Source organism: Enterobacter cloacae complex sp. IR5422 (assembly GCF_049238165.1).
GTDB classification, from domain to species: Bacteria; Pseudomonadota; Gammaproteobacteria; order Enterobacterales; family Enterobacteriaceae; genus Enterobacter; species Enterobacter roggenkampii.
On sequence record NZ_JBMKHT010000021.1, the window covers coordinates 19717 to 39349 of the forward strand.

A 19633-nucleotide genomic window follows, 5' to 3' on the forward strand; every position below is an offset into this window, starting at 1 on the left:
GCTATGCCTTTTGCCGTACCGCGCGCGTTACCGTTGACCATACTGGCCGCTTTTGTGCTGGCAGGCTGTGCCGAAAAGGGGGCCGCTCCGCTCAAAAAGGGCGAGAAGCCCGTTGATGTGGCGAGCGTTGTGCGGCAGAAAATGCCCGCCAGCGTGAAAGATCGCAATGCGTGGGCAGACGCGCTGGCAAAAACCTTTGAAAGCCAAAAGATCGCGCCGACCGAGGAGAACATCTGTTCGGTGCTGGCGGTGGCACAGCAGGAGTCGATGTACCAGTCAGACCCGGCTGTGCCGGGGCTGAATAAAATCGCCTGGAAAGAGATCGACCGCCGCGCGGAGTCCATGCATATCCCGGTGTTCCTCGTGCATACCGCGCTTAAAATCACCTCGCCGAACGGCAAAAGCTACAGCGAACGGCTGGATACGGTGAAAACCGAAAAACAGCTTAGCGCTATTTTCGATGATTTCATCAACATGGTGCCGATGGGTCAGAAGCTGTTTGGCTCACTGAACCCGGTCCACACCGGTGGCCCAATGCAGGTAAGCATCGCGTTCGCGGAGAAACACACCGACGGCTATCCGTGGAAAATCGACGGTACGGTGCGCCAGGAGGTCTTCTCCCTGCGCGGCGGACTGTGGTTCGGCACGTATCACCTGTTGAACTACCCGGCGAACTACGATGAGCCGCTGTACCGCTTTGCCGACTTTAACGCAGGCTGGTATGCCAGCCGTAATGCGGCATTCCAGAGTGCGGTCAGCCGCGCAAGCGGCGTTAAGCTGGCGCTTGACGGCGATCTCATCGCTTACGGCAGCAGCGAGGCAGGAAGCACCGAGCTTGCCGTACGGAAATTATCGACAACGCTTGGCCTGAGCAATAGCGACATTCGCCGCCAGCTTGAGAAAGGCGATAGCCTGGCCTTTGAGAAAACGGATCTCTACAAGAACGTGTTTGCGCTTGCCGATAAGAAAAGCGGGAAAACGTTACCGAGGGCTATCCTGCCGGGGATCCAGCTGGAAAGCCCGAAGATCACGCGTAACCTGACCACCGCGTGGTTCGCGAAACGCGTGGACGATCGCCGGGCTCGCTGTATGGGGCTTTAACGGCGGCGGCGAAAGCGCAGCACTAATGCCACAACGCCCAGAATCATACATCCCGCGAGGAAGGGAATCAGGCCGAACAGGGTGCTGACGCCAAAGCCAATCTCAACTCGCGGCCGTCCGTTATCCTGCACCTGCATCAGGTGTTCGTAAACGCCAGGCGCATGGACCAGCATATTGAGCAGCTGCGAGCCAGCCCAGAAGCAGAACAGAACAAACAGGGCATACGCGATATTACCCGCCGTGGAGGTTTTTGGTTTTCCGCCAAAAATCGGTTTCGACAATGTAAAGTCAGCCATGATGACCTCCGGATAAATCGCTCTGTTAATACGCTTCGTACAGGGTGAGTTTGACAGGTCATCGCATTTGTCAATATCAGAATCGTGGTAATTTACGCGCCGGAATCCTCCTGGATTGTTGATTTCTGCAGCACGTCACAATTTATTAACTTAAGTGAAATTGCGTCGCGTTTCAGAATTTCCGTATCTGCCACAGACCTGGCCGTAAAACTGTGAGAGGATGTCTTTTTTTCCTGCCGGAGTTGTTATGAAGCTCACGTCCAAACTACGCCGTGACTGGCACTACTACGCCTTCGCTATCGGGCTGATCTTTATTCTTAACGGTGTCGTGGGCCTGTTGGGGTTTGAGGCAAAAGGCTGGCAAACCTATGCCGTCGGGCTGGTGACCTGGGTTATCAGTTTCTGGCTGGCGGGGTTGATTATCCGCCGCCGTCCTGAAGAGACGACAGCGGATGAGGCAGCGTCGGCGAAGCGCGCCGATTAACCGTTTACGGAACTTTTAAGCGCGCTGTCGGCGGCGTGACGCTCCAGCGCCAGTTCGATCAGGCGGGTGATCAGTTCCGGATAGCTGAGGCCGCTCGCCTGCCACAGCTTCGGATACATGCTGATGTTAGTGAACCCCGGCAGCGTGTTGATTTCATTGATCACCACCTCGTTTTCCGCCGTCAGGAACACATCCACGCGCGCCATGCCGCAGCAGCCGAGCGTCTGATAAGCGCGAATGGCGATCGCCCGGATCTTATCGTTAACCGCCGGATCGAGATCCGCAGGCACGACAACCTGCGCGCCTTTATCATCAATGTATTTGGTGTCGTACGAGTAGAAGTCGCTGTTTAAGACCACTTCGCCGCAGGTGCTCGCCTGTGGAAAATCGTTGCCCAGCACGGCGCACTCAATTTCACGGCCTTTGATGCCCTGCTCAACCACCACTTTATGGTCGAACTCAAACGCCAGGCGGACGGCCTGGGTGAACTCAGCTTCGCTGGTCACTTTGCTGACGCCCACGGAGGAGCCCTGGTTTGCTGGCTTCACAAACAGCGGCAGACCCAATTCAGCGCTAATCTGCGCGAAGCTGTGCTTGTCGCGGTTGGCGCGGGTGAGCGTCACAAACGGCGCGATATTCAGCCCGGCGTCGCGCAGCAGGCGTTTGGTGACGTCTTTGTCCATGCACGCGGCGGAGCCGAGTACGTCCGAGCCGACGAACGGCAGGTTGGCCATGCGCAGCATCCCCTGCAGGGAACCATCTTCCCCCAGCGTGCCGTGCACGATAGGGAAGACCACGTCGATCTGGGCGAGAGCCTGTGCATTGCCTGCATCGATAAGCTGCCCCTTCGCGACGCCGGGTACGGTGGCGACGCTAATTTCTGAAGGATTCAGGGCGATATGGGCCGGATCGTGAGCATTCAGCAGATACTGGCTGGCATCGTTAACGTGCCACTGACCCTGTTTATCAATGCCCAGCAGCACCACGTCGAAACGGCTTTTATCGATCGCATCAACGATATTTTTAGCCGATTGCAATGACACTTCGTGTTCCGCTGATTTTCCCCCAAAGACAATACCTACGCGCTGCTTAGCCATCTCACTCTCTTCCAGTCTGACGAAAAGCCAATAACATACCACGATGCCCGGCGGGTTTCGCGACCTTCTGCCATAATGTTTGGGGGAATGTTCAGGGGGGCGAGTGAAAGGAAAAACGCTGCTGACCGTTTTGATTCTTATCGCCGTCGCAACGGTGGGTTACCGCTGGTTGCCGCCTTACTACAACCCTTTCATACCGCTGACGCTTGACGATCCGCCAGGCCGAATCACCCAGTATAAGCTTCGGCGCTTAACGCCCGAGGCCTGCGCAAGCCTGCTTGCGCAGGCTAATCAACGCGATCTCATCCGCACCCAGCCGGTGGCTGACAGCGGCGGCGCGTGTCCGCTTAATAACGTTGTACGCGTGCGTGACTTCGGTCCGGTCGGCCTGAACAGCAGTTTTCTCGCCAGCTGTCCGCTGGCGCTCAGCTCAGCCCTCTTTATCAGCCAGCAGGCCCGGCCGCTGACAAAACGCTATACGGGCAGCGACCTGGCGCGTATCGATCATCTCGGCAGCTTTGCCTGCCGCAATATTTACCACCGCCCTGACGCGCGCCGCAGCGAGCATGCCACGGCGGAGGCGCTGGATGTCGCCGCTTTTCGTCTGGCGAACGGCGACCGCGTCACGGTGCTGAACGGCTGGAAGGCGGCCACGACGCAGCCCTGGCTGAAGGCGATGCTGGCGGCAAGCTGCGGGTACTACGGGAACGGTCTGGGGCCAGAGTACAACGCGGCGCATGCCAACCATTTTCATCTCGGAATGCGCGGTTTTGGCCTGTGCCGGTGAAGCATAATATTCCGCCAGAAAATGGATGAATTGTGACTTATTTCACAAATATGATGACTGGGAAGATAAAACACCAAAGTCGGTCAGGCCGCATCTCTGGTGCGACGTTAACACGCGTAACTTGCTAATCTGACGGCGAATTCGCCTAAAAATGAAGACTATTCTGTATGGAATCCTGGAAAGTTAATCTCATCTCGGTCTGGTTCGGTTGCTTCTTCACCGGGCTGGCCATCAGCCAGATTTTGCCGTTCCTGCCGCTGTACGTCTCGCAGCTGGGGGTCACCTCGCACGAAGCGCTTTCTATGTGGTCCGGCCTGACGTTCAGCGTCACCTTTCTGGTTTCCGCGATTGTGTCACCCATGTGGGGCAGCCTGGCCGATCGAAAAGGCAGAAAACTGATGCTGCTGCGCGCCTCGCTCGGGATGGCGATAGCCATTCTGCTGCAGGCCTTCGCCACCAACGTCTGGCAGCTGTTCTTCCTGCGGGCGGTGATGGGGCTGACGTCCGGGTATATTCCAAACGCCATGGCGCTGGTCGCCTCTCAGGTGCCGCGCGAGCGGAGCGGCTGGGCGCTGAGCACGCTCTCCACGGCGCAGATCAGCGGCGTCATCGGTGGCCCGCTGCTGGGGGGCTTTCTGGCGGACCACGTCGGACTGCGCGCGGTATTTATCATCACTGCGGTTCTGCTGGTGGTCAGTTTTCTGGTCACGCTCTTTCTGATTAAAGAGGGAGGCCGCCCGGTTATCAGTAAATCTGAACGCCTGAGCGGCAAGGCCGTTTTCGCCTCGCTGCCTTATCCGGGGCTGATGATCAGCCTGTTTGTCACCACCATGGTGATCCAGCTCTGTAACGGTTCGGTGGGGCCGATACTGGCGCTGTTTATCAAGTCAATGGAGCCGGAGAGCACGAACATCGCTTTTTTAAGCGGCATGATTGCCGCCGTGCCGGGCGTATCCGCCCTGATTTCCGCGCCGCGTCTCGGAAAACTGGGTGACAGGATCGGTACGGCGCGCATCCTGATGGCGACGCTGATCTTTGCGGTGGTGCTCTTCTTTGCGATGTCGTTCGTCACCTCTCCGCTTCAGCTTGGCGTACTGCGATTTCTTCTCGGGTTTGCCGATGGCGCCATGTTGCCTGCGGTACAGACCCTGCTGGTCAAATATTCCAGCGACCAGGTGACGGGGCGTATTTTTGGATATAACCAGTCATTTATGTATCTGGGGAATGTTGCCGGTCCGCTTATTGGCGCCTCCGTTTCCGCGATGGCCGGTTTTCGTTGGGTATTTGCGGCGACGGCGATGGTCGTTTTAATCAATATTATCCAGTTGGCTATTGCGCTGCGACGCCGCAGACAAATGGCGGAGGCGAAATCGGCGAGATAACGCTTTCGCAGATGTATTATATATTCTTATGGTAGCCGCATTTTTATATAACAAAATGCGGCATCTTTTTATAGAAAAACGTTTCGCTCACGGCGAGGTCTCTTTATTTCCGTTTCTGTATCACTTTTGCATACCATAATTAATTTCTTCTCTTTGCATTATGGATTCAGAGTGATAACGTCAGATAAAACTGAAAAGGAACTGGCACGATGAAAAACCTCATTGCTGAATTGCTGGTCAAGCTGGCACAAAAGGAAGAAGAGTCAAAAGAGCTGGTGGCCCAGGTCGAAGCGCTTGAAATTGTGGTCACCGCGCTGCTGCGACAAATGGCGAAAACCGATCAGCAGGCGTTGATTGAGAGCGTGGAAGGCGCGCTGGAGAGCGTCAGGCCTGAATCGCAGGTACCGGTTGAAGATGCTGAGATGCTCCACCAGTACGTAAAGAAGCTGTTAAGGCATCCGCGCAGCTAAACCGTCACAGGACGTAACGACGTGTCATAGAATTGTCATGCAGGATGCCTATAGTCGCTCTGTTTTTATTTTTATGTATTTTTACATGGAGAAAATAAATTGAAACAGAGCGCACTTTTCATCGCATTACTTCCTCTGTTAATTACCCCTGCCATTTATGCTGACACGACGCAAACCAGCGTCCTGGATAATCGTGCGGCAAAAGGGGATATCACCCAGCCCGGCGGCGCGCGCCGATTGTCGGAAGATCAAACCGCCGCCATTCGCGCTTCGCTTAATGAAAAACCGGCGAAAAATATTATTCTGCTGATTGGCGATGGAATGGGTGATTCCGAAATCACGGCGGCGCGAAATTATGCCGAGGGGGCGGGCGGCTTTTTTAAAGGTATCGACGCATTACCGCTGACCGGACAATATACCCACTACGCGCTGGATAAAAAAACCGGTAAACCGGATTACGTAACGGACTCTGCGGCCTCGGCCACGGCGTGGTCCACCGGCGTGAAAACCTATAATGGCGCGCTGGGCGTGGATATTCACGAAAAAGATCATCAAACCCTTCTGGAGATGGCAAAAGCGGCGGGCCTGGCGACCGGTAACGTCTCCACCGCTGAACTTCAGGATGCGACGCCTGCGGCGCTGGTGGCACACGTGACCTCGCGTAAATGCTACGGCCCGTCAGTGACCAGCGAAAAATGCCCAACGAACGCGCTGGAAAAAGGTGGCAAAGGCTCGATTACGGAACAGCTGCTGAATGCGCGTCCTGACGTGACGCTGGGCGGCGGCGCGAAAACCTTCGCGGAAACCGCGACGGCGGGCGAGTGGCAGGGCAAAACGCTGCGCGAGCAGGCGCAGGCGCGCGGCTATCAGCTGGTGAGTGACGCAAATTCGCTGGCGGCGATAACCGAGGCGAACCAGGACAAACCGCTGCTGGGGCTGTTCTCTGACGGCAACATGCCCGTGCGCTGGGAAGGTCCAAAAGCCTCATATCACGGCAATATCGATAAGCCAGCGGTGACCTGTACGCCTAACCCTAAACGCACGGACAGCGTACCGACGCTGGCGGCGATGACCGATAAAGCGATCGATCTGCTGAGCAAGAGCGAAAAAGGGTTCTTCCTGCAGGTTGAGGGGGCGTCGATCGATAAGCAGGATCATGCGGCAAATCCGTGCGGTCAGATTGGCGAAACCGTCGATCTGGACGAAGCGGTGCAGAAGGCGCTCGCGTTCGCGAAAAAAGACGGTAACACCCTGGTGATCGTCACTGCGGATCACGCGCACGCCAGCCAGATCGTTCCGCCAGATACCAAAGCCCCTGGCCTGACGCAGGCGCTCAACACCAAAGATGGCGCCGTCATGGTGATGAGCTACGGCAACTCTGAAGAAGAGTCCATGGAGCACACCGGCACCCAGCTGCGCATTGCCGCCTACGGCCCGCACGCGGCCAATGTGGTAGGCCTGACCGATCAAACGGATCTGTTCTACACCATGAAGGCGGCGCTGGGTCTGAAATGATAAATTCCTGGTGGAAATCACATCTGCCGGGTGGTTTTTTTCCTGTCACGAACCAGACTTACAGGGAATGTTCACAAAAGGATGGTGCAATGAAAACAACATTACTGGTTACTCTGCTCTCAGGCCTGTTCCTGGTCGCCTCGGCGAACGCGGAAGAGAAAACATTAACGCCGCAGCAGCAGCGTATGACCACCTGTAATCAACAGGCGACGTCTCAGAGTCTGAAGGGCGATGCCCGCAAGACCTACATGAGCGACTGCCTCAAAAACGGCGCTTCAAAGCCAGCTGAAAAAAGCCTGACGCCTCAGCAGCAAAAGATGCGCGAGTGTAATGCCAAGGCAACCGAGCAGTCCCTGAAAGGGGATGACCGCAGCAAGTTCATGAGTGCCTGCCTGAAGAAAAAAGTGTAGTTCGAACGGGTGAGCGGCTCCGGCGGCTCACCCGAAATTTCATACTTTCCCCGCAGACCCCCTCTCTATAATTTGGGAAAATGTTTCAGAATATTCCCAAAAATGATGAATGATGAAACGTATTACAACACAAAGCGCATTCGGGAAGAGTGGAATTTAACCCTTTCTCAGGATGACCCTCACCGCGCCGGCATTCAGTTTGCCCGGCGGGTTCGGCTGGCGCGCGCCGTGGGGCTGGCAGCGATGTTTTTCCCGGTTGCGGGCATGCTGGTCACCCATTTTTTACCCGGCGGCTGGTGGCTTTTACTGGTGGGGTGGGCATTCGTCTGGCCCCATTTCGCCTGGCAGTTATCCTGCCGGGCCGCGTCACCTCATCAGCAGGAAGAGTTCAATCTTAAGATCGATGCCATTATTGCCGGGCTCTGGATCGGCGTGATAGGGATGAGCGCGTTACCCACGGCAGCGCTGGTGATGATGGTCGGGATGAATATGATGGGCTCCGGGGGCTGTCGTCTGTTTATCCCAGGGATCCTGCTGACTCTGCTCTCCGCGCTGGTGACGCTGCCGCTTGTTGGGCGCGTGGCCGTCTTCAACCCCGACCTCGTGGAGTGGAGCTTAACGCTTCCCGTACTGGTGCTTTATCCCATGCTGTTTGCCTGGCTCAGCCACCGCACCGCCGTCAGGCTTGCTGAGCACAAGCAGCGGCTGGAAATGATGAGCACCCGCGACGGCATGACCGGGGTCTATAATCGCCGACACTGGGAAATGCTGCTGCGAAATGAATTTGAGCATTGCCGCCGCGATCGCTGCACCGCCACGATTTTACTGATTGATATCGACCACTTTAAAAATATCAATGATACCTGGGGGCACGCCGTGGGGGATGAGGCGATCATTGCCATCACGCGCCAGCTTCAGATGTCGGTGCGGTCAGGTGATGCCATCGGCCGGTTTGGCGGGGATGAGTTTGCGGTGATTATGTCGCAGACCGCAGCGGAAAGCGCCATCGCCGTCATGTCCCGGGTGCATGAGCGGCTGGAAAAGCTGTCGCTACCGTGCGCGCCAAAAGAGGCGCTGCGCATCAGCGTGGGCGTTGCCCCCTGGGGGCCGCAGTTTGCACATTATCGGGAATGGCTAAAGGCGGCTGACGTGGCGCTGTACAGGGCGAAAAATGCCGGGCGCAGCCGCACCGAAGTGGCCGCCTGACGCCCGACTGAAACGATCAGGATTTACTCAGCTTCTCTGATTTTTCCATGCATTTTGCCATTGCTTCAATGACGGCCGAGCGGAATCCGCGCTCCTCCAGCACCCGCACCGCTTCGATGGTGGTACCGCCCGGGGAGCAAACCATATCTTTCAGTTCACCCGGGTGTTTGCCGGTTTCCAGCACCATTTTGGCGGAGCCCATGACGGCCTGCGCGGCGAACTTATACGCCTGGGCGCGCGGCATTCCGCCAAGCACGGCGGCATCGGCCATCGCTTCCAGGAACATGAAGACATACGCAGGCGCAGAACCACTCACGCCCACCACCGGATGGATCATCGATTCGGCAATCACTTCCGCTTCGCCGAAGCAGCGGAAAATGTTCAGCACATCGGCTACGTCTTCCGGGGTCACCAGCGCGTTAGGCGTGACGGAGGTCATGCCGGCGTTAACCAGCGAGGGGGTATTAGGCATTGCGCGAACAATTTTGCGGTCATGGCCCAGCGCGCGCGCCAGCTGGTCAAGCGTCACGCCCGCGGCAATCGACACCACCAGCGTCTCTTTATTCAGGCTGGAGGTGATGTCGCTCAGCACTTTGATCATGATGTTCGGCTTGACGGCGCCAAAGACGATATCGGCGACCTGAGCCACTTCCTGCGCGCTTTCGGCGGCGTTAATCCCGTATTGATCGCGCAGCGCGGCGACCTTGTCCGGTGACGGGGTATAGACCCAAATCTGACCCGGCAGCACCTGCCCGCTGGCGATCAGGCCGCCCAGAATGGCTTTGCCCATGTTACCGCAGCCGATAAACCCGATTTTCTTGTCCATCACGATCCTCCGTCATTATGCGTTGTTTTCTCTGATTGATAGCTTAACAACGAAATGCAGGCGACAATAGTCGGCAGAGTCATTATGGGGAGACAATATGGCGATTTGGGTTGATGCGGACGCGTGTCCGAACGTGATTAAAGAGATTTTATTTCGCGCCGCCGAGCGCGTTCAGATGCCGCTGACGCTGGTGGCGAACCAGAACATTCGCGTGCCGCCTTCGCGCTTCATTCGTTCTTTGCGCGTGCCTGCCGGATTCGACGTGGCAGACAACGAAATTGTCCGCCTGTGCAGCGCGGAAGATCTGGTGATCACGGCGGACATTCCGCTGGCGGCCGACGTGCTGGAGAAAGGGGCGGCGGCGCTCAATCCGCGCGGAGAGCGATACTCGCCGTCGACCATCCGCGAGAAGCTTACGATGCGCGATTTTATGGATACCATGCGGGCCAGCGGCGTGCAGACCGGTGGGCCGGACAGCCTGTCACAGCGCGATCGCCAGCAGTTTGCTGCCGAGCTGGATAAATGGCTGCTGGAAGTGAAGCGCCGTACAGCGAAATGATAATTATTGTCAATGTGTGGTACAGTGTGGCCTCCACAGGGTTGTCATCCCGTACCGCTTTGCAGTAAAGTAATCGCAACATCTTCTGCAATTATTTCTTTACACTCTTCAGCCTTCCGGCATCAAGGGGAACACCTGGCTATGACCCAACCCATCTTTTTAGTTGGCCCCCGCGGCTGTGGGAAAACCACCGTTGGCCTGGAGCTGGCACGCGTGTGTCATCGCCAGTTTGTGGATACCGACCACTGGCTGCAAACCGAGGCCGGAAAAACCATCGCCGACATTGTTGAGCAGGAAGGCTGGGAGAGCTTTCGCGCACGCGAAACGGCCGCGCTGAAAGCGGTCACGACCCCGTCCGCGGTGATCGCCACCGGCGGTGGCATTGTTCTGGCGGAGTGTAATCGTCACTTTATGCGCGAAAAGGGGATTGTGATTTACCTCAGCGCGCCGGTGTCGGCCCTGGTTGGGCGTCTGGAAGCCTTTCCGGAAGAGGGGCAACGCCCTGCGCTGACCTCCAGGCCGCTGAACGAAGAGGTGAGTGAAGTGCTGGCCGAACGCGATGCGTTATACCGCGAAGCGGCTCACCACGTGGTGGATGCGTCCGCCTCTCCCGAAGACGTTGTGATTCAGATTATTACCGCCCTGCGTTTGGCGTGTGCCAGCTAAGCGGCGTCTATACTTATAGCTCAGACATAAAAAAAGGATGAGCTATGCCAACAAGACCTCCCTATCCGCGTGAAGCGCGCATTGTGACCGTTGAAAAAGGCCAGACAGGTCACACTGTGACCTGGTATCAACTGCGTGCCGATCACCCCAAACCCGACTCGCTGATCAGTGAACACGAGACGGAACAGGAAGCGCTGGATGCGAAGCGGCGCTATGAAGATCCCGACATAACCTGAGCGGTTTCCTAAACGCTCCAGGATCGTGCCTGAATCACACTTTTTACTCATCGTAAAAGTTAAGCAGGAGTTAATATTTAGTTAATACAAGTAACTCTGGTATCGGCAGGCGATCTTTACATTTCGGTGTCGGGATCACCTGCTACGCTTGGTGCTGTTTTGTTGAAAAAACGAACTGTGCAGCGTAGTGAGCCTGTACCTGTGTGCACGATGTTGGAGTAATGGAAGGCGATAAAGATGAAGGCAACGTTGGCGATTCTCACCATTGGTGTGGTCCCTGTAAGCGAAGTGTTACCGCTCTTAACCGAGCATGTATCTGAACAACAGATTACGCATCTCAGCCTGCTGGGCAAGATGAGTCGGGAAGAGGTCATGGAGGACTACGCTGTCGAGGCGGGGGAGGATCCCCTGGCGACGTTATTAAGTGACGGTAAACTGGCGCATGTTTCCCGCCAGAAGATCGAGCGCTCGCTGCAGGGCGTAATAGAAGTGCTCGATAATCAGGGATATGACGTTATTTTGCTGATGAGCACCGCCCCCATAAAGGGACTTACGGCGCGCAATGCGATTTTGCTGGAACCGATGCGCATCATTCCGCCGCTGGTGGCCTCCATCGTGGATGGTCATCAGGTGGGGGTGATTGTCCCCATCGAGGAGCTCATGGATAACCAGGAGGCAAAATGGCACGTGCTGGAAAAAGTGCCCTTGTACGCGCTGGCGAATCCGTTCTGGGACAGCGAGGCCAAACTCATTGCGGCCGGGAAGGAACTGCTGGAAAGAGGGGCCGATGTCCTGATTCTGGACTGCCTGGGGTTCCACCAGCATCATCGTGATTTACTGCAAAAAGCGCTGGATGTGCCGGTGCTGTTATCCAATGTTCTGATGGCTCGCCTGGCCTCGGAACTGCTCATGTAATGATTTTGCGTGACAGGTGATGAGCATGGCCCCTATAGTGAATTTTTATCTAAAAATATAAGGGCCAGTTCATGCTTCAGAGTAACGAATACTTTTCCGGTAAAGTGAAATCCATTGGTTTTACCAGCAGCAGCACTGGCCGCGCCAGCGTTGGCGTCATGGCGGAAGGGGAATACACCTTCGGCACGGCGGAAGCGGAAGAGATGACGGTCGTCAGCGGGGCGCTGAACGTCTTACTACCGGGTGAAACGGAATGGAAAGTTTACGCAGCCGGACAGGTTTTCAACGTCCCTGGCCACAGTGAGTTCCATCTGCAGGTGGCTGAACCTACCTCTTATCTGTGCCGCTACCTGAAATAAAAAATTAGCCGGGTGGCGCTAACGCTTACCCGGCCTACGGTTTGCCCGTTATCTCTGCGCTTCGCCGCCGAGACCTTCCACCAGATTCTGAATCAACGCGGCCAGCTCGCCGGTCATCAGGATGAAGTCCGCGTCAAAACGCTGGGCGTAATCTTCCCTGTCGATATCTTCGTTCTGATCGCGCAGCTCGTCGCAGAACTTCAGACGCTTCACGGAGCCGTCGTCGCACATCACAAACTGAATACGCTGCTGCCAGTCGAGCGCCAGCTTGGTGACCACTTTACCCGCTTCGATGTGGACGGCGATTTCGTCGCTCACCAGATCCTGCTTCTTCGCGCGGATCACGCCGCCATCTTCCAGCAGGGCTTTCAGCTCGGCTTCATCAAGGATCTGGAAACCCTGAGCCGCAGCACCGCTGCGTACCCATTCGGTCAGCGTCAGCTCGATCGGCGTTTCCAGCGCCAGCGGAACGACCGGTAAAGATCCGATGCTTTTTCGCAGCAGGGCCAGCGTATCTTCTGCTTTCTTGGCGCTGGCGCAGTCCACCATGATCAGCCCGTTAACGGTGTCGATCCACATCATGGTCTGGCTGAAGCGGCTGAAGGCGCGCGGCAGCAGGGAGTGCAGTACTTCATCTTTCAGCGAATCTTTTTCGGTCTTTTTCAGCTTGCGGCCCTGTTCGGCTTCCAGCTTGAGAATTTTCGCTTCGAGTGCCTGCTTAACCACCGGCGTCGGCAGTATTTTCTCTTCTTTACGGGCGCAGACGATGATTTGACCCGTGCTGCTGGCGTGGGTCAGTGCATCGCTTTGTGAACCCATTGGCGGAACCCAACCGGTTTTCGCCATATCCTGGCTACCGCAAGGGGAAAAGGTATAAGCGGCTAACTGTTTTTCCATCTCTTCTGCACGCAGCGAAACGTCGCGGCTGAGACGGTAAACCATCAAATTTTTGAACCACAGCATGATAATTTCCACGGCCTTGTCGTTAAATCAGCGGGCATGATAACGAATTGTCGCATCGCTTGCATTGCTAATCGGGAAGCGTGCTTCTACTCTGTTGATAATCAAAATAATGAGGAGAGTCTTGTGCGTATTGGGATCGATTTGGGCGGCACCAAAACAGAAGTCATCGCACTGAGCGAGCAGGGGGAGCAGCTGTTTCGCCATCGTCTGCCAACGCCGCGCGATGATTATCACCAGACTATCGAGACGATTGCCAGGCTGGTCGAGATGGCCGAGCAGGCGACAGGGCAAACCGGCAGCGTCGGGATGGGGATACCGGGGTCGATCTCGTCGTATACCGGCGTGGTGAAAAATGCCAACTCCACCTGGCTCAACGGTCAGCCGTTTGATAAAGATTTAAGCGCGCGCCTGAAGCGGGAAGTGCGTCTGGCCAACGACGCCAACTGCCTGGCGGTCTCTGAGGCCATCGACGGCGCGGCGGCCGGTGCCCAGACCGTGTTTGCCGTGATCGTCGGCACCGGCTGCGGTGCGGGCGTAGCGTTCGGCGGGCGCGCCCATACCGGCGGTAACGGCACCGCGGGCGAGTGGGGGCACAACCCGCTGCCGTGGATGGATGAAGACGAACTCAAATACCGCACCGAAGTGCCGTGCTACTGCGGAAAACAGGGCTGTATTGAGACCTTTATCTCCGGTACCGGTTTTGCGACCGATTACCACCGCCTGAGCGGCCAGCCGCTCAAGGGAAATGAGATCATGCGTCTGGTCGAAGCGCAGGATCCGGTGGCGGAGCTGGCCCTGAGCCGCTATGAAATGCGGCTGGCGAAATCCCTGGCGCACGTGGTGAATATTCTCGACCCAGACGTAATTGTGCTGGGCGGCGGCATGAGCAACGTCGACCGGCTGTACGCCACGGTGCCGAACCTGGTGAAGCAGTGGGTCTTCGGCGGCGAGTGTGAAACGCCGATCCGCAAAGCCGTCCACGGGGACTCCAGCGGCGTGCGCGGCGCGGCGTGGCTGTGGCCAGAATAAACGGCTCTGTAAGCCCGGTAAGCGAAGCGCCACCGGGCGAATTCAGGCAGCCACAATAAAAAAGCCGGGTGGCGGTTACGCCTTACCCGGCCTACATGTGGAGTGGACCTTTACTGCACGGCAAATTCTTTATCCAGCTTGCTGTACCCCAGCCCGTTAATCTTCTTCACTTTGATCTGCACCGGAATACGCTCTTTCATCGCCTCAACGTGGCTGATCACGCCAATGGTTTTCCCGGTGGCGTTCAGCGCGTCGAGCGCATCCAGCGCGGTATCCAGCGTCTCACTGTCGAGCGTGCCGAATCCTTCATCCAGGAACAGGGAATCGATTCGCGTTTTATGACTCACCAGATCGGAAAGCGCCAGCGCCAGCGCCAGGCTGACCAGGAAGCTCTCGCCGCCGGAGAGGGTGCGGGTATCGCGGACCGCATCCGCCTGCCACGTATCCACCACTTCCAGCTCCAGCGCGTCGCTGGCCTTACGCTGCAATAAATAGCGCCCGTGTAAACGGTTAAGCTGCTGGTTAGCAAGCCAGACAAGATTGTCCAGCGTCAGCCCCTGGGCGAACTTGCGGAACTTGTCGCCGGTGCTCGAGCCGATCAGCGCGTTCAGGTACCCCCAGTCGTCTGCCTGGCGCGCGGCCTCTTCAATTTCCTGCATCAACGCCAGCTGGTGCTGCCGGTTATCGCTGTCCTGCTTAAGCTGCTGGCGGATCTCGCCCTGATGCGTGGTGTTCTCGCGCAGCTGTTGCGCCAGCTGCTGCAGCTGGATTTGCAGCGTGGCGGCATCGGCGTCGAGCCCTTCCGGGCGCAGCGCCAGATGAGACTGCAGCTGCTGGTTCGCTTGCCCGGACAGCGCCGCAGCCTGCTGGATCTGGTTTTCCAGCGACTGTTTCAGCTGTTCAAGGTGGCGAATGGCATCATCATCCAGCAGGGCGGCAAGAAACGCGTCCTGGTCGGCAAAGCAGCTCGCCGAGCGCGCCGCGGTGAACTGCGTCTGCGACTGCTGCAGGCGCTCTCGCTCCAGCGCTTCCTGCTGCTGTTGCGCGGTCAGCTGGCTTTGCAGCGACACGCACTCGTCGTGGATGGCGCGCCAGTTATCAGGAATAACCGGTTCGGCGTCTTCGCTGTTCGCTGCCGGAAGCGCGTCGAGCAGCGGCTTCAGGGCGTTTATGCGTTCCTGAAGCACGCCGTGCTGCGTTTGCTTCTCCTGCCACTGCGCGAATTCCGCTTCGCGGGCCTGAAGCCAGGCGGCTTCCTGACCCTCTTCAGGTGCGTTAAGTGAGAGCGCGAGCAGGGCATGTTCCAGCGCCTGCCGCGTGGCCGCCAGCTGCTGCTGATACTGCCGCTCCTGCGCGTCCTGTTCGTTGAGCTGGTTCTGCAGGGTGAGACGCTGACTGAGCTGATAAAGCTGGCGCTCGTACTGTTCCTGTTCGTTCAACCATGGCGCGATATCGTCCTGAATATTCAAGGTAATGTTCAGGGACGTGCAGGCCGCCACCCACTCTTGAGTGAGCGCTTGCTCTTCCTGAGAAAGCGTCTGCGCGTCGTCTGTCTCGCGCTGGATCTGCTGAGTCAGAGCATTGACCTGTCCCAGCACCAGCAGGCCTTCCTCTTTAAGGGCGGCGACCTCTTTTTCGAGGGCATCACGGCGGCGCTGGTTATCCGTCAGCTCAAGTGACTGATATTGCTCAACGGCCGGATGTTCGCAGGAACCGCACAGCGGACAGGGTTTGCCTGCCTCAAGCCGGGAGCGGTAATGCTCCAGCTTCTTAATTGTTGCTTCGGTTTCGCACAGGGCTTTCAGGTCGAGATAGTGCTGGTTTTTCTCTTTGTACTGCTGGCGGCGCAGGGTCAGCGTTTCATTGAGTTTATTTTGTTCGGCCTGCGCCTTCTGCACGTTTTCACCGCTCTGGCGCAGGCGCTTTTGCAGCGGCTGATAGCGGGCATGCAGCGACGTCAGCTGCTGGCGCAGCGTGCGGGACCTGGACTGCTGCTCCATGGCCGCGCTGACCTCATCCGCCGTCAGCGTCAGCGCGTTTTCCGGCATCGCAGCCAGCCTGTTGCGTAATTCACCTATCCGCGCAGCAAGCGAGGCTAACTGCGTTTTATCGCGGTTAAGCTGCGAGAACTGGGCGCGCCAGCCTGCAATCTCCTGGCCTAACAGACGATAGCGCTCGTGCTCCGCCAGCCACTGCGCCAACGCCGTCAGTTCGGTCTGAAGCTGCTCGTGGTTACGCAGGGCGGTATTGCGAATACGTGAACGCAGCGCGGTTCTGGCTCGTAAGCGAGTATTTACTTCGATAATTCGCTGCTGCGTTTGTGCCAGACGCGCGGTTTGCTCCTGCTGATGCTCCCAGAGCGGTCGCAGCTGGGCGGCGGGCAGAGCAAGCTGCAGTTTTGCCAGCTCAGGCGCAGCGTCCGTCAGCGCCTGTTGCGCCTGCTGCTGCATCGCGGCGGCGCGCTGTTGCTCGCGCACGAGCTCATCATAGCGCGTAAGCCACTGAAAATGTTTCTGTTGGTTTTGCTGCTGTTCCAGCAGGGTTTTCTCTGCGTCAGTAAGTGCCTGCAAACTTTGCTGTAACTGCTGCTGTTGTTCTTCGCTCAACAGCACGACGCCCGCCGCCTGCGCCTCGCACTTTTCAAGCACGCTGCGGGCCGCTTTGTGTTTCTCAAACACCATGGCGGAAATCTGACCGTAGATTTCGGTGCCGGTCAGCTCTTCCAGCAGCTCGGCGCGATCGCTCGGCTTGGCATTAAGGAAGGCGGCAAACTGCCCCTGAGAGAGCAGCATCGAGCGGGTAAAGCGCCCGTAGTCCAGCCCGGTGAGTGCGGCGGTTTGCTCCAGCTTATCCGTCACTTTGTCGGCCAGGATTTTGCCATCTTCGCAGCGCGCCAGCTCCACGCGCGGCGCCTGCAGGTTGCCGTCCGGCTGGTTGCGCGCCCGGTTCTGGCTCCAGAAGGCGCGATAGGCGATGCCTTTTACCTCGAACTCCACTTCCGCCAGACATTCGGCGGTGTCGCGGGTCATCAGGTCATTTTGCGCCTGGGAGACTTTATTCAGGCGCGGCGTTTCGTGATAAAGCGCCAGACAGATGGCGTCGAGCAGGGTGGTTTTACCTGCCCCGGTCGCGCCGGTGATGGCAAACAGCCCGTTGCTGGCAAACGGCTCAGCGGTAAAGTCAATTTTCCACTCGCCCTTGAGGGAGTTGAGATTTTTCAGGCGCAGGCTCAAAATTTTCACGCGTTTTCTTCCTCATCATTGAGCGCATGCAGGGTATGGCTGAACAGTTCGCTGAGCCTTGCGCGCTTCGCATCGTCAATCTCCTCCTGTGAGAGCCTGCGTTCAAATACCTCTTCGACCCCCAGTTCACTGAGCGTTTCGCGTTGAGCGCTTAGCAGAATTTTCTCGCGCTGCTCGCGGCTGCGGCGCACCAGCAAGACCTCTACCGGCAGGTCTTCGGTCAGCGCCTGGATTTTCCGCTGCATATCGTGCAGGTAGTCGTCGGTGGTGATTTCGATGTCCAGCCAGATGGGGGGATCTTGCTCGACGCCGCGCCACTGCTCCAGCTGGGCGGTGATGGCATCGAGATCGCCTTTCAGCACCGCCAGTGGCTGGGTAACGGGCACCTCCAGCGTGTCGACGGCGCTGAGTTTTCCGTCGGAGAAGGTCACCAGATGTACGGATTTGGCTTTGCCCGTTTCGTCAAAGCTGAGCGAAAGGGGCGAGCCGCAGTAGCGGATGTGCTCGCAGCCGCCGACGATCTGCGCCCGGTGGATGTGTCCGAGCGCAATGTAGTCGGCTGGCGGGAAGTGCTGCGCCGGAAAGGCATCCAGCGTGCCGATATAGATGTCACGCACGGCGTCACTTTTACTGGCCCCGACGGTGGTGAGGTGCCCGGTCGCAATCACCGGAATCGGCTGATCACCGCGCAGGGCGCAGGCTTCGGCGTGCTGCTGGCGGTAATAGTCGGCGATCGCCTGTAATAAATGCTGCTGCTTTTCCGCGCCCGACAGCCCCGCCTGGCTTTGCACGATGTCGCGCGGACGCAAAAAGGGAATCGGACACAGTACCGCCCCGGGCGACCCGTCGCGCTTTTTCAGGATCTGCGGGGCGTGCCCGGCGCTGGCGACGACGGTGGTATTGAGAAACGCCAGGATGTCGCGGGATTCGTTAAGCGTCGCGACGGAATCATGGTTGCCGGCGACAATCACCAGATGACAGCCGGTTTGCTGCAGATTCACCACGAAGCGGTTGTACAGCTCACGCGCATAGCTCGGCGGCGAGCCGGTATCAAAAATATCTCCCGCCACGATAATCGCGTCCACCTCATGCGTCCGGGCCGTTTCCAGCAGCCAGTTCAGGAACGCTTCATGTTCAGCCGCACGGCTTTTGCTGTAAAAATTTTGACCCAGATGCCAGTCCGAGGTGTGAAGTATGCGCATAGCTGATCCGTGGCAAAAAAGAGAAAGCAGGATTATAAACGTTCAGAGAAGGGAAAATAACCGCTGTAATAAAACAACAGTTTGCCATTTATAGTGGTACTGTTTTTCATAAATCTGTCATAAATCTGACGCATAATGGCGCCGAATTACAAACTTGTAACGTAAATAAGATAAGACAGGGCAAAGTATGGCGAGACGTATTCTGGTCGTAGAAGATGAAGCTCCAATTCGTGAAATGGTGTGCTTCGTGCTCGAGCAAAACGGCTTCCAGCCGGTTGAAGCGGAAGATTATGACAGCGCAGTGAACCAGCTGAATGAACCCTGGCCCGATCTGATTCTGCTGGACTGGATGCTGCCCGGCGGCTCCGGACTGCAGTTTATCAAACACCTGAAGCGTGAAGCGCTGACCCGCGACATCCCGGTTGTGATGCTTACGGCGCGCGGAGAAGAAGAGGATCGTGTGCGCGGTCTGGAGACCGGCGCGGACGATTACATTACCAAACCGTTCTCCCCCAAAGAGCTGGTGGCCCGCATTAAAGCCGTGATGCGCCGTATTTCGCCGATGGCGGTGGAAGAGGTGATTGAGATGCAGGGGCTGAGCCTTGATCCGACTTCTCACCGCGTGATGACCGGTGAAAATCCCCTCGACATGGGGCCTACCGAATTTAAACTTCTGCACTTCTTTATGACCCACCCGGAACGCGTGTACAGCCGCGAGCAGTTGCTGAATAACGTCTGGGGAACTAACGTGTATGTCGAAGACCGGACGGTTGACGTACATATCCGCCGCCTGCGAAAAGCGCTGGAACTGAGCGGCCACGATCGCATGGTGCAGACGGTCCGCGGCACGGGTTATCGTTTTTCTACCCGTTTCTGAACAATGACAGG

General features: G+C 57.3%; 21 protein-coding genes. 15 read left to right on the forward strand and 6 right to left on the reverse strand.

Annotated elements, in window-relative coordinates:
• Positions 1-3: 3 nt before the first annotated feature.
• The gene (locus tag ACOTXT_RS12180; RefSeq protein WP_248249700.1) at positions 4-1101 is read left to right on the forward strand and encodes a DUF1615 domain-containing protein; all 1098 of its coding nucleotides are present in this window, start codon (positions 4-6) and stop codon (positions 1099-1101) included.
• Here ACOTXT_RS12180 and ACOTXT_RS12185 read toward each other — a convergent pair.
• The gene (locus tag ACOTXT_RS12185; protein ID WP_008503287.1) at positions 1098-1397 is read right to left on the reverse strand and encodes a DUF2755 family protein; all 300 of its coding nucleotides are present in this window, start codon (positions 1395-1397) and stop codon (positions 1098-1100) included. The genes ACOTXT_RS12180 and ACOTXT_RS12185 overlap by 4 nt on opposite strands.
• A gap of 247 nt (positions 1398-1644) precedes the next feature.
• On the opposite strand from ACOTXT_RS12185, the gene ACOTXT_RS12190 reads away from it, so the two are divergent.
• A complete protein-coding gene (locus ACOTXT_RS12190; protein ID WP_008503286.1) occupies positions 1645-1881 on the forward strand; it encodes a DUF2754 domain-containing protein in 237 nt (78 codons plus the stop codon).
• Here the strand turns inward: ACOTXT_RS12190 and ddlA are convergent.
• Positions 1878-2978, reverse strand: a complete 1101-nt coding sequence (ddlA, locus tag ACOTXT_RS12195) for a D-alanine--D-alanine ligase (RefSeq protein WP_021241680.1) — start codon at positions 2976-2978, stop codon at positions 1878-1880. The genes ACOTXT_RS12190 and ddlA overlap by 4 nt on opposite strands.
• A gap of 103 nt (positions 2979-3081) precedes the next feature.
• On the opposite strand from ddlA, the gene ACOTXT_RS12200 reads away from it, so the two are divergent.
• The 6 genes from ACOTXT_RS12200 (at position 3082) to adrA (ending at position 8748) form a co-directional block, all read left to right on the forward strand.
• Positions 3082-3765: an extensin family protein gene (locus ACOTXT_RS12200; RefSeq protein ID WP_025912610.1), complete on the forward strand. Its 684-nt coding sequence runs from the start codon at positions 3082-3084 to the stop codon at positions 3763-3765.
• Between the two features lie 167 nt (positions 3766-3932).
• Entirely contained in the window at positions 3933-5147 is a 1215-nt protein-coding gene (locus ACOTXT_RS12205) for a multidrug efflux MFS transporter (protein WP_045335382.1), read from the forward strand.
• A 209-nt stretch (positions 5148-5356) separates the two neighbouring features.
• Positions 5357-5617, forward strand: a complete 261-nt coding sequence (gene iraP, locus ACOTXT_RS12210; protein WP_023293178.1) for an anti-adapter protein IraP — start codon at positions 5357-5359, stop codon at positions 5615-5617.
• A gap of 99 nt (positions 5618-5716) precedes the next feature.
• Entirely contained in the window at positions 5717-7132 is a 1416-nt protein-coding gene (gene phoA, locus ACOTXT_RS12215) for an alkaline phosphatase (RefSeq protein ID WP_094944483.1), read from the forward strand.
• 89 nt (positions 7133-7221) lie between these two features.
• Entirely contained in the window at positions 7222-7542 is a 321-nt protein-coding gene (gene psiF, locus ACOTXT_RS12220; protein ID WP_008503278.1) for a phosphate starvation-inducible protein PsiF, read from the forward strand.
• A gap of 102 nt (positions 7543-7644) precedes the next feature.
• Positions 7645-8748 carry a diguanylate cyclase AdrA gene (adrA, locus tag ACOTXT_RS12225; protein ID WP_421625318.1) on the forward strand — a complete coding sequence of 368 codons (1104 nt, stop codon included), beginning with the start codon at positions 7645-7647 and terminating at the stop codon, positions 8746-8748.
• Between the two features lie 16 nt (positions 8749-8764).
• On the opposite strand, the gene proC is transcribed toward adrA, so the two are convergent.
• Positions 8765-9574, reverse strand: a complete 810-nt coding sequence (gene proC / locus ACOTXT_RS12230) for a pyrroline-5-carboxylate reductase (RefSeq protein WP_021241675.1) — start codon at positions 9572-9574, stop codon at positions 8765-8767.
• 97 nt (positions 9575-9671) lie between these two features.
• Here proC and ACOTXT_RS12235 point away from each other — a divergent pair, with 97 nt between their 5' ends.
• The 5 genes from ACOTXT_RS12235 to ppnP all read left to right on the forward strand — a co-directional run bounded on the left by ACOTXT_RS12235 (position 9672) and on the right by ppnP (position 12309).
• Positions 9672-10133: a YaiI/YqxD family protein gene (locus tag ACOTXT_RS12235; protein ID WP_021241674.1), complete on the forward strand. Its 462-nt coding sequence runs from the start codon at positions 9672-9674 to the stop codon at positions 10131-10133.
• A 141-nt stretch (positions 10134-10274) separates the two neighbouring features.
• A complete protein-coding gene (gene aroL, locus ACOTXT_RS12240; protein WP_008503273.1) occupies positions 10275-10799 on the forward strand; it encodes a shikimate kinase AroL in 525 nt (174 codons plus the stop codon).
• Positions 10800-10843: 44 nt separating this feature from the next.
• Positions 10844-11035: a protein YaiA gene (yaiA, locus tag ACOTXT_RS12245; RefSeq protein ID WP_008503272.1), complete on the forward strand. Its 192-nt coding sequence runs from the start codon at positions 10844-10846 to the stop codon at positions 11033-11035.
• A 237-nt stretch (positions 11036-11272) separates the two neighbouring features.
• Positions 11273-11950 (forward strand): AroM family protein, encoded by a 678-nt coding sequence (locus ACOTXT_RS12250; RefSeq protein ID WP_008503271.1) that lies wholly within the window; start codon positions 11273-11275, stop codon positions 11948-11950.
• A gap of 71 nt (positions 11951-12021) precedes the next feature.
• Positions 12022-12309, forward strand: coding sequence for a pyrimidine/purine nucleoside phosphorylase (ppnP, locus tag ACOTXT_RS12255; protein WP_008503270.1), 288 nt, complete (start codon positions 12022-12024; stop codon positions 12307-12309).
• A gap of 48 nt (positions 12310-12357) precedes the next feature.
• Here ppnP and rdgC read toward each other — a convergent pair whose 3' ends face one another.
• A complete protein-coding gene (gene rdgC / locus ACOTXT_RS12260) occupies positions 12358-13272 on the reverse strand; it encodes a recombination-associated protein RdgC (protein WP_008503269.1) in 915 nt (304 codons plus the stop codon).
• A 123-nt stretch (positions 13273-13395) separates the two neighbouring features.
• Between rdgC and mak the strand changes: the two genes are divergently transcribed.
• Entirely contained in the window at positions 13396-14301 is a 906-nt protein-coding gene (gene mak / locus ACOTXT_RS12265) for a fructokinase (RefSeq protein WP_055321821.1), read from the forward strand.
• A 110-nt stretch (positions 14302-14411) separates the two neighbouring features.
• Here the strand turns inward: mak and sbcC are convergent, their stop codons facing one another.
• Positions 14412-17543 (reverse strand): exonuclease subunit SbcC, encoded by a 3132-nt coding sequence (sbcC, locus tag ACOTXT_RS12270; protein ID WP_055321820.1) that lies wholly within the window; start codon positions 17541-17543, stop codon positions 14412-14414.
• The gene (gene sbcD, locus ACOTXT_RS12275; RefSeq protein WP_045371761.1) at positions 17540-18745 is read right to left on the reverse strand and encodes an exonuclease subunit SbcD; all 1206 of its coding nucleotides are present in this window, start codon (positions 18743-18745) and stop codon (positions 17540-17542) included. The genes sbcC and sbcD overlap by 4 nt, the downstream gene beginning before the upstream one ends.
• 187 nt (positions 18746-18932) lie before the next feature.
• On the opposite strand from sbcD, the gene phoB reads away from it, so the two are divergent.
• Positions 18933-19622, forward strand: a complete 690-nt coding sequence (phoB, locus tag ACOTXT_RS12280; protein ID WP_008503265.1) for a phosphate response regulator transcription factor PhoB — start codon at positions 18933-18935, stop codon at positions 19620-19622.
• Positions 19623-19633 lie beyond the last annotated feature (11 nt).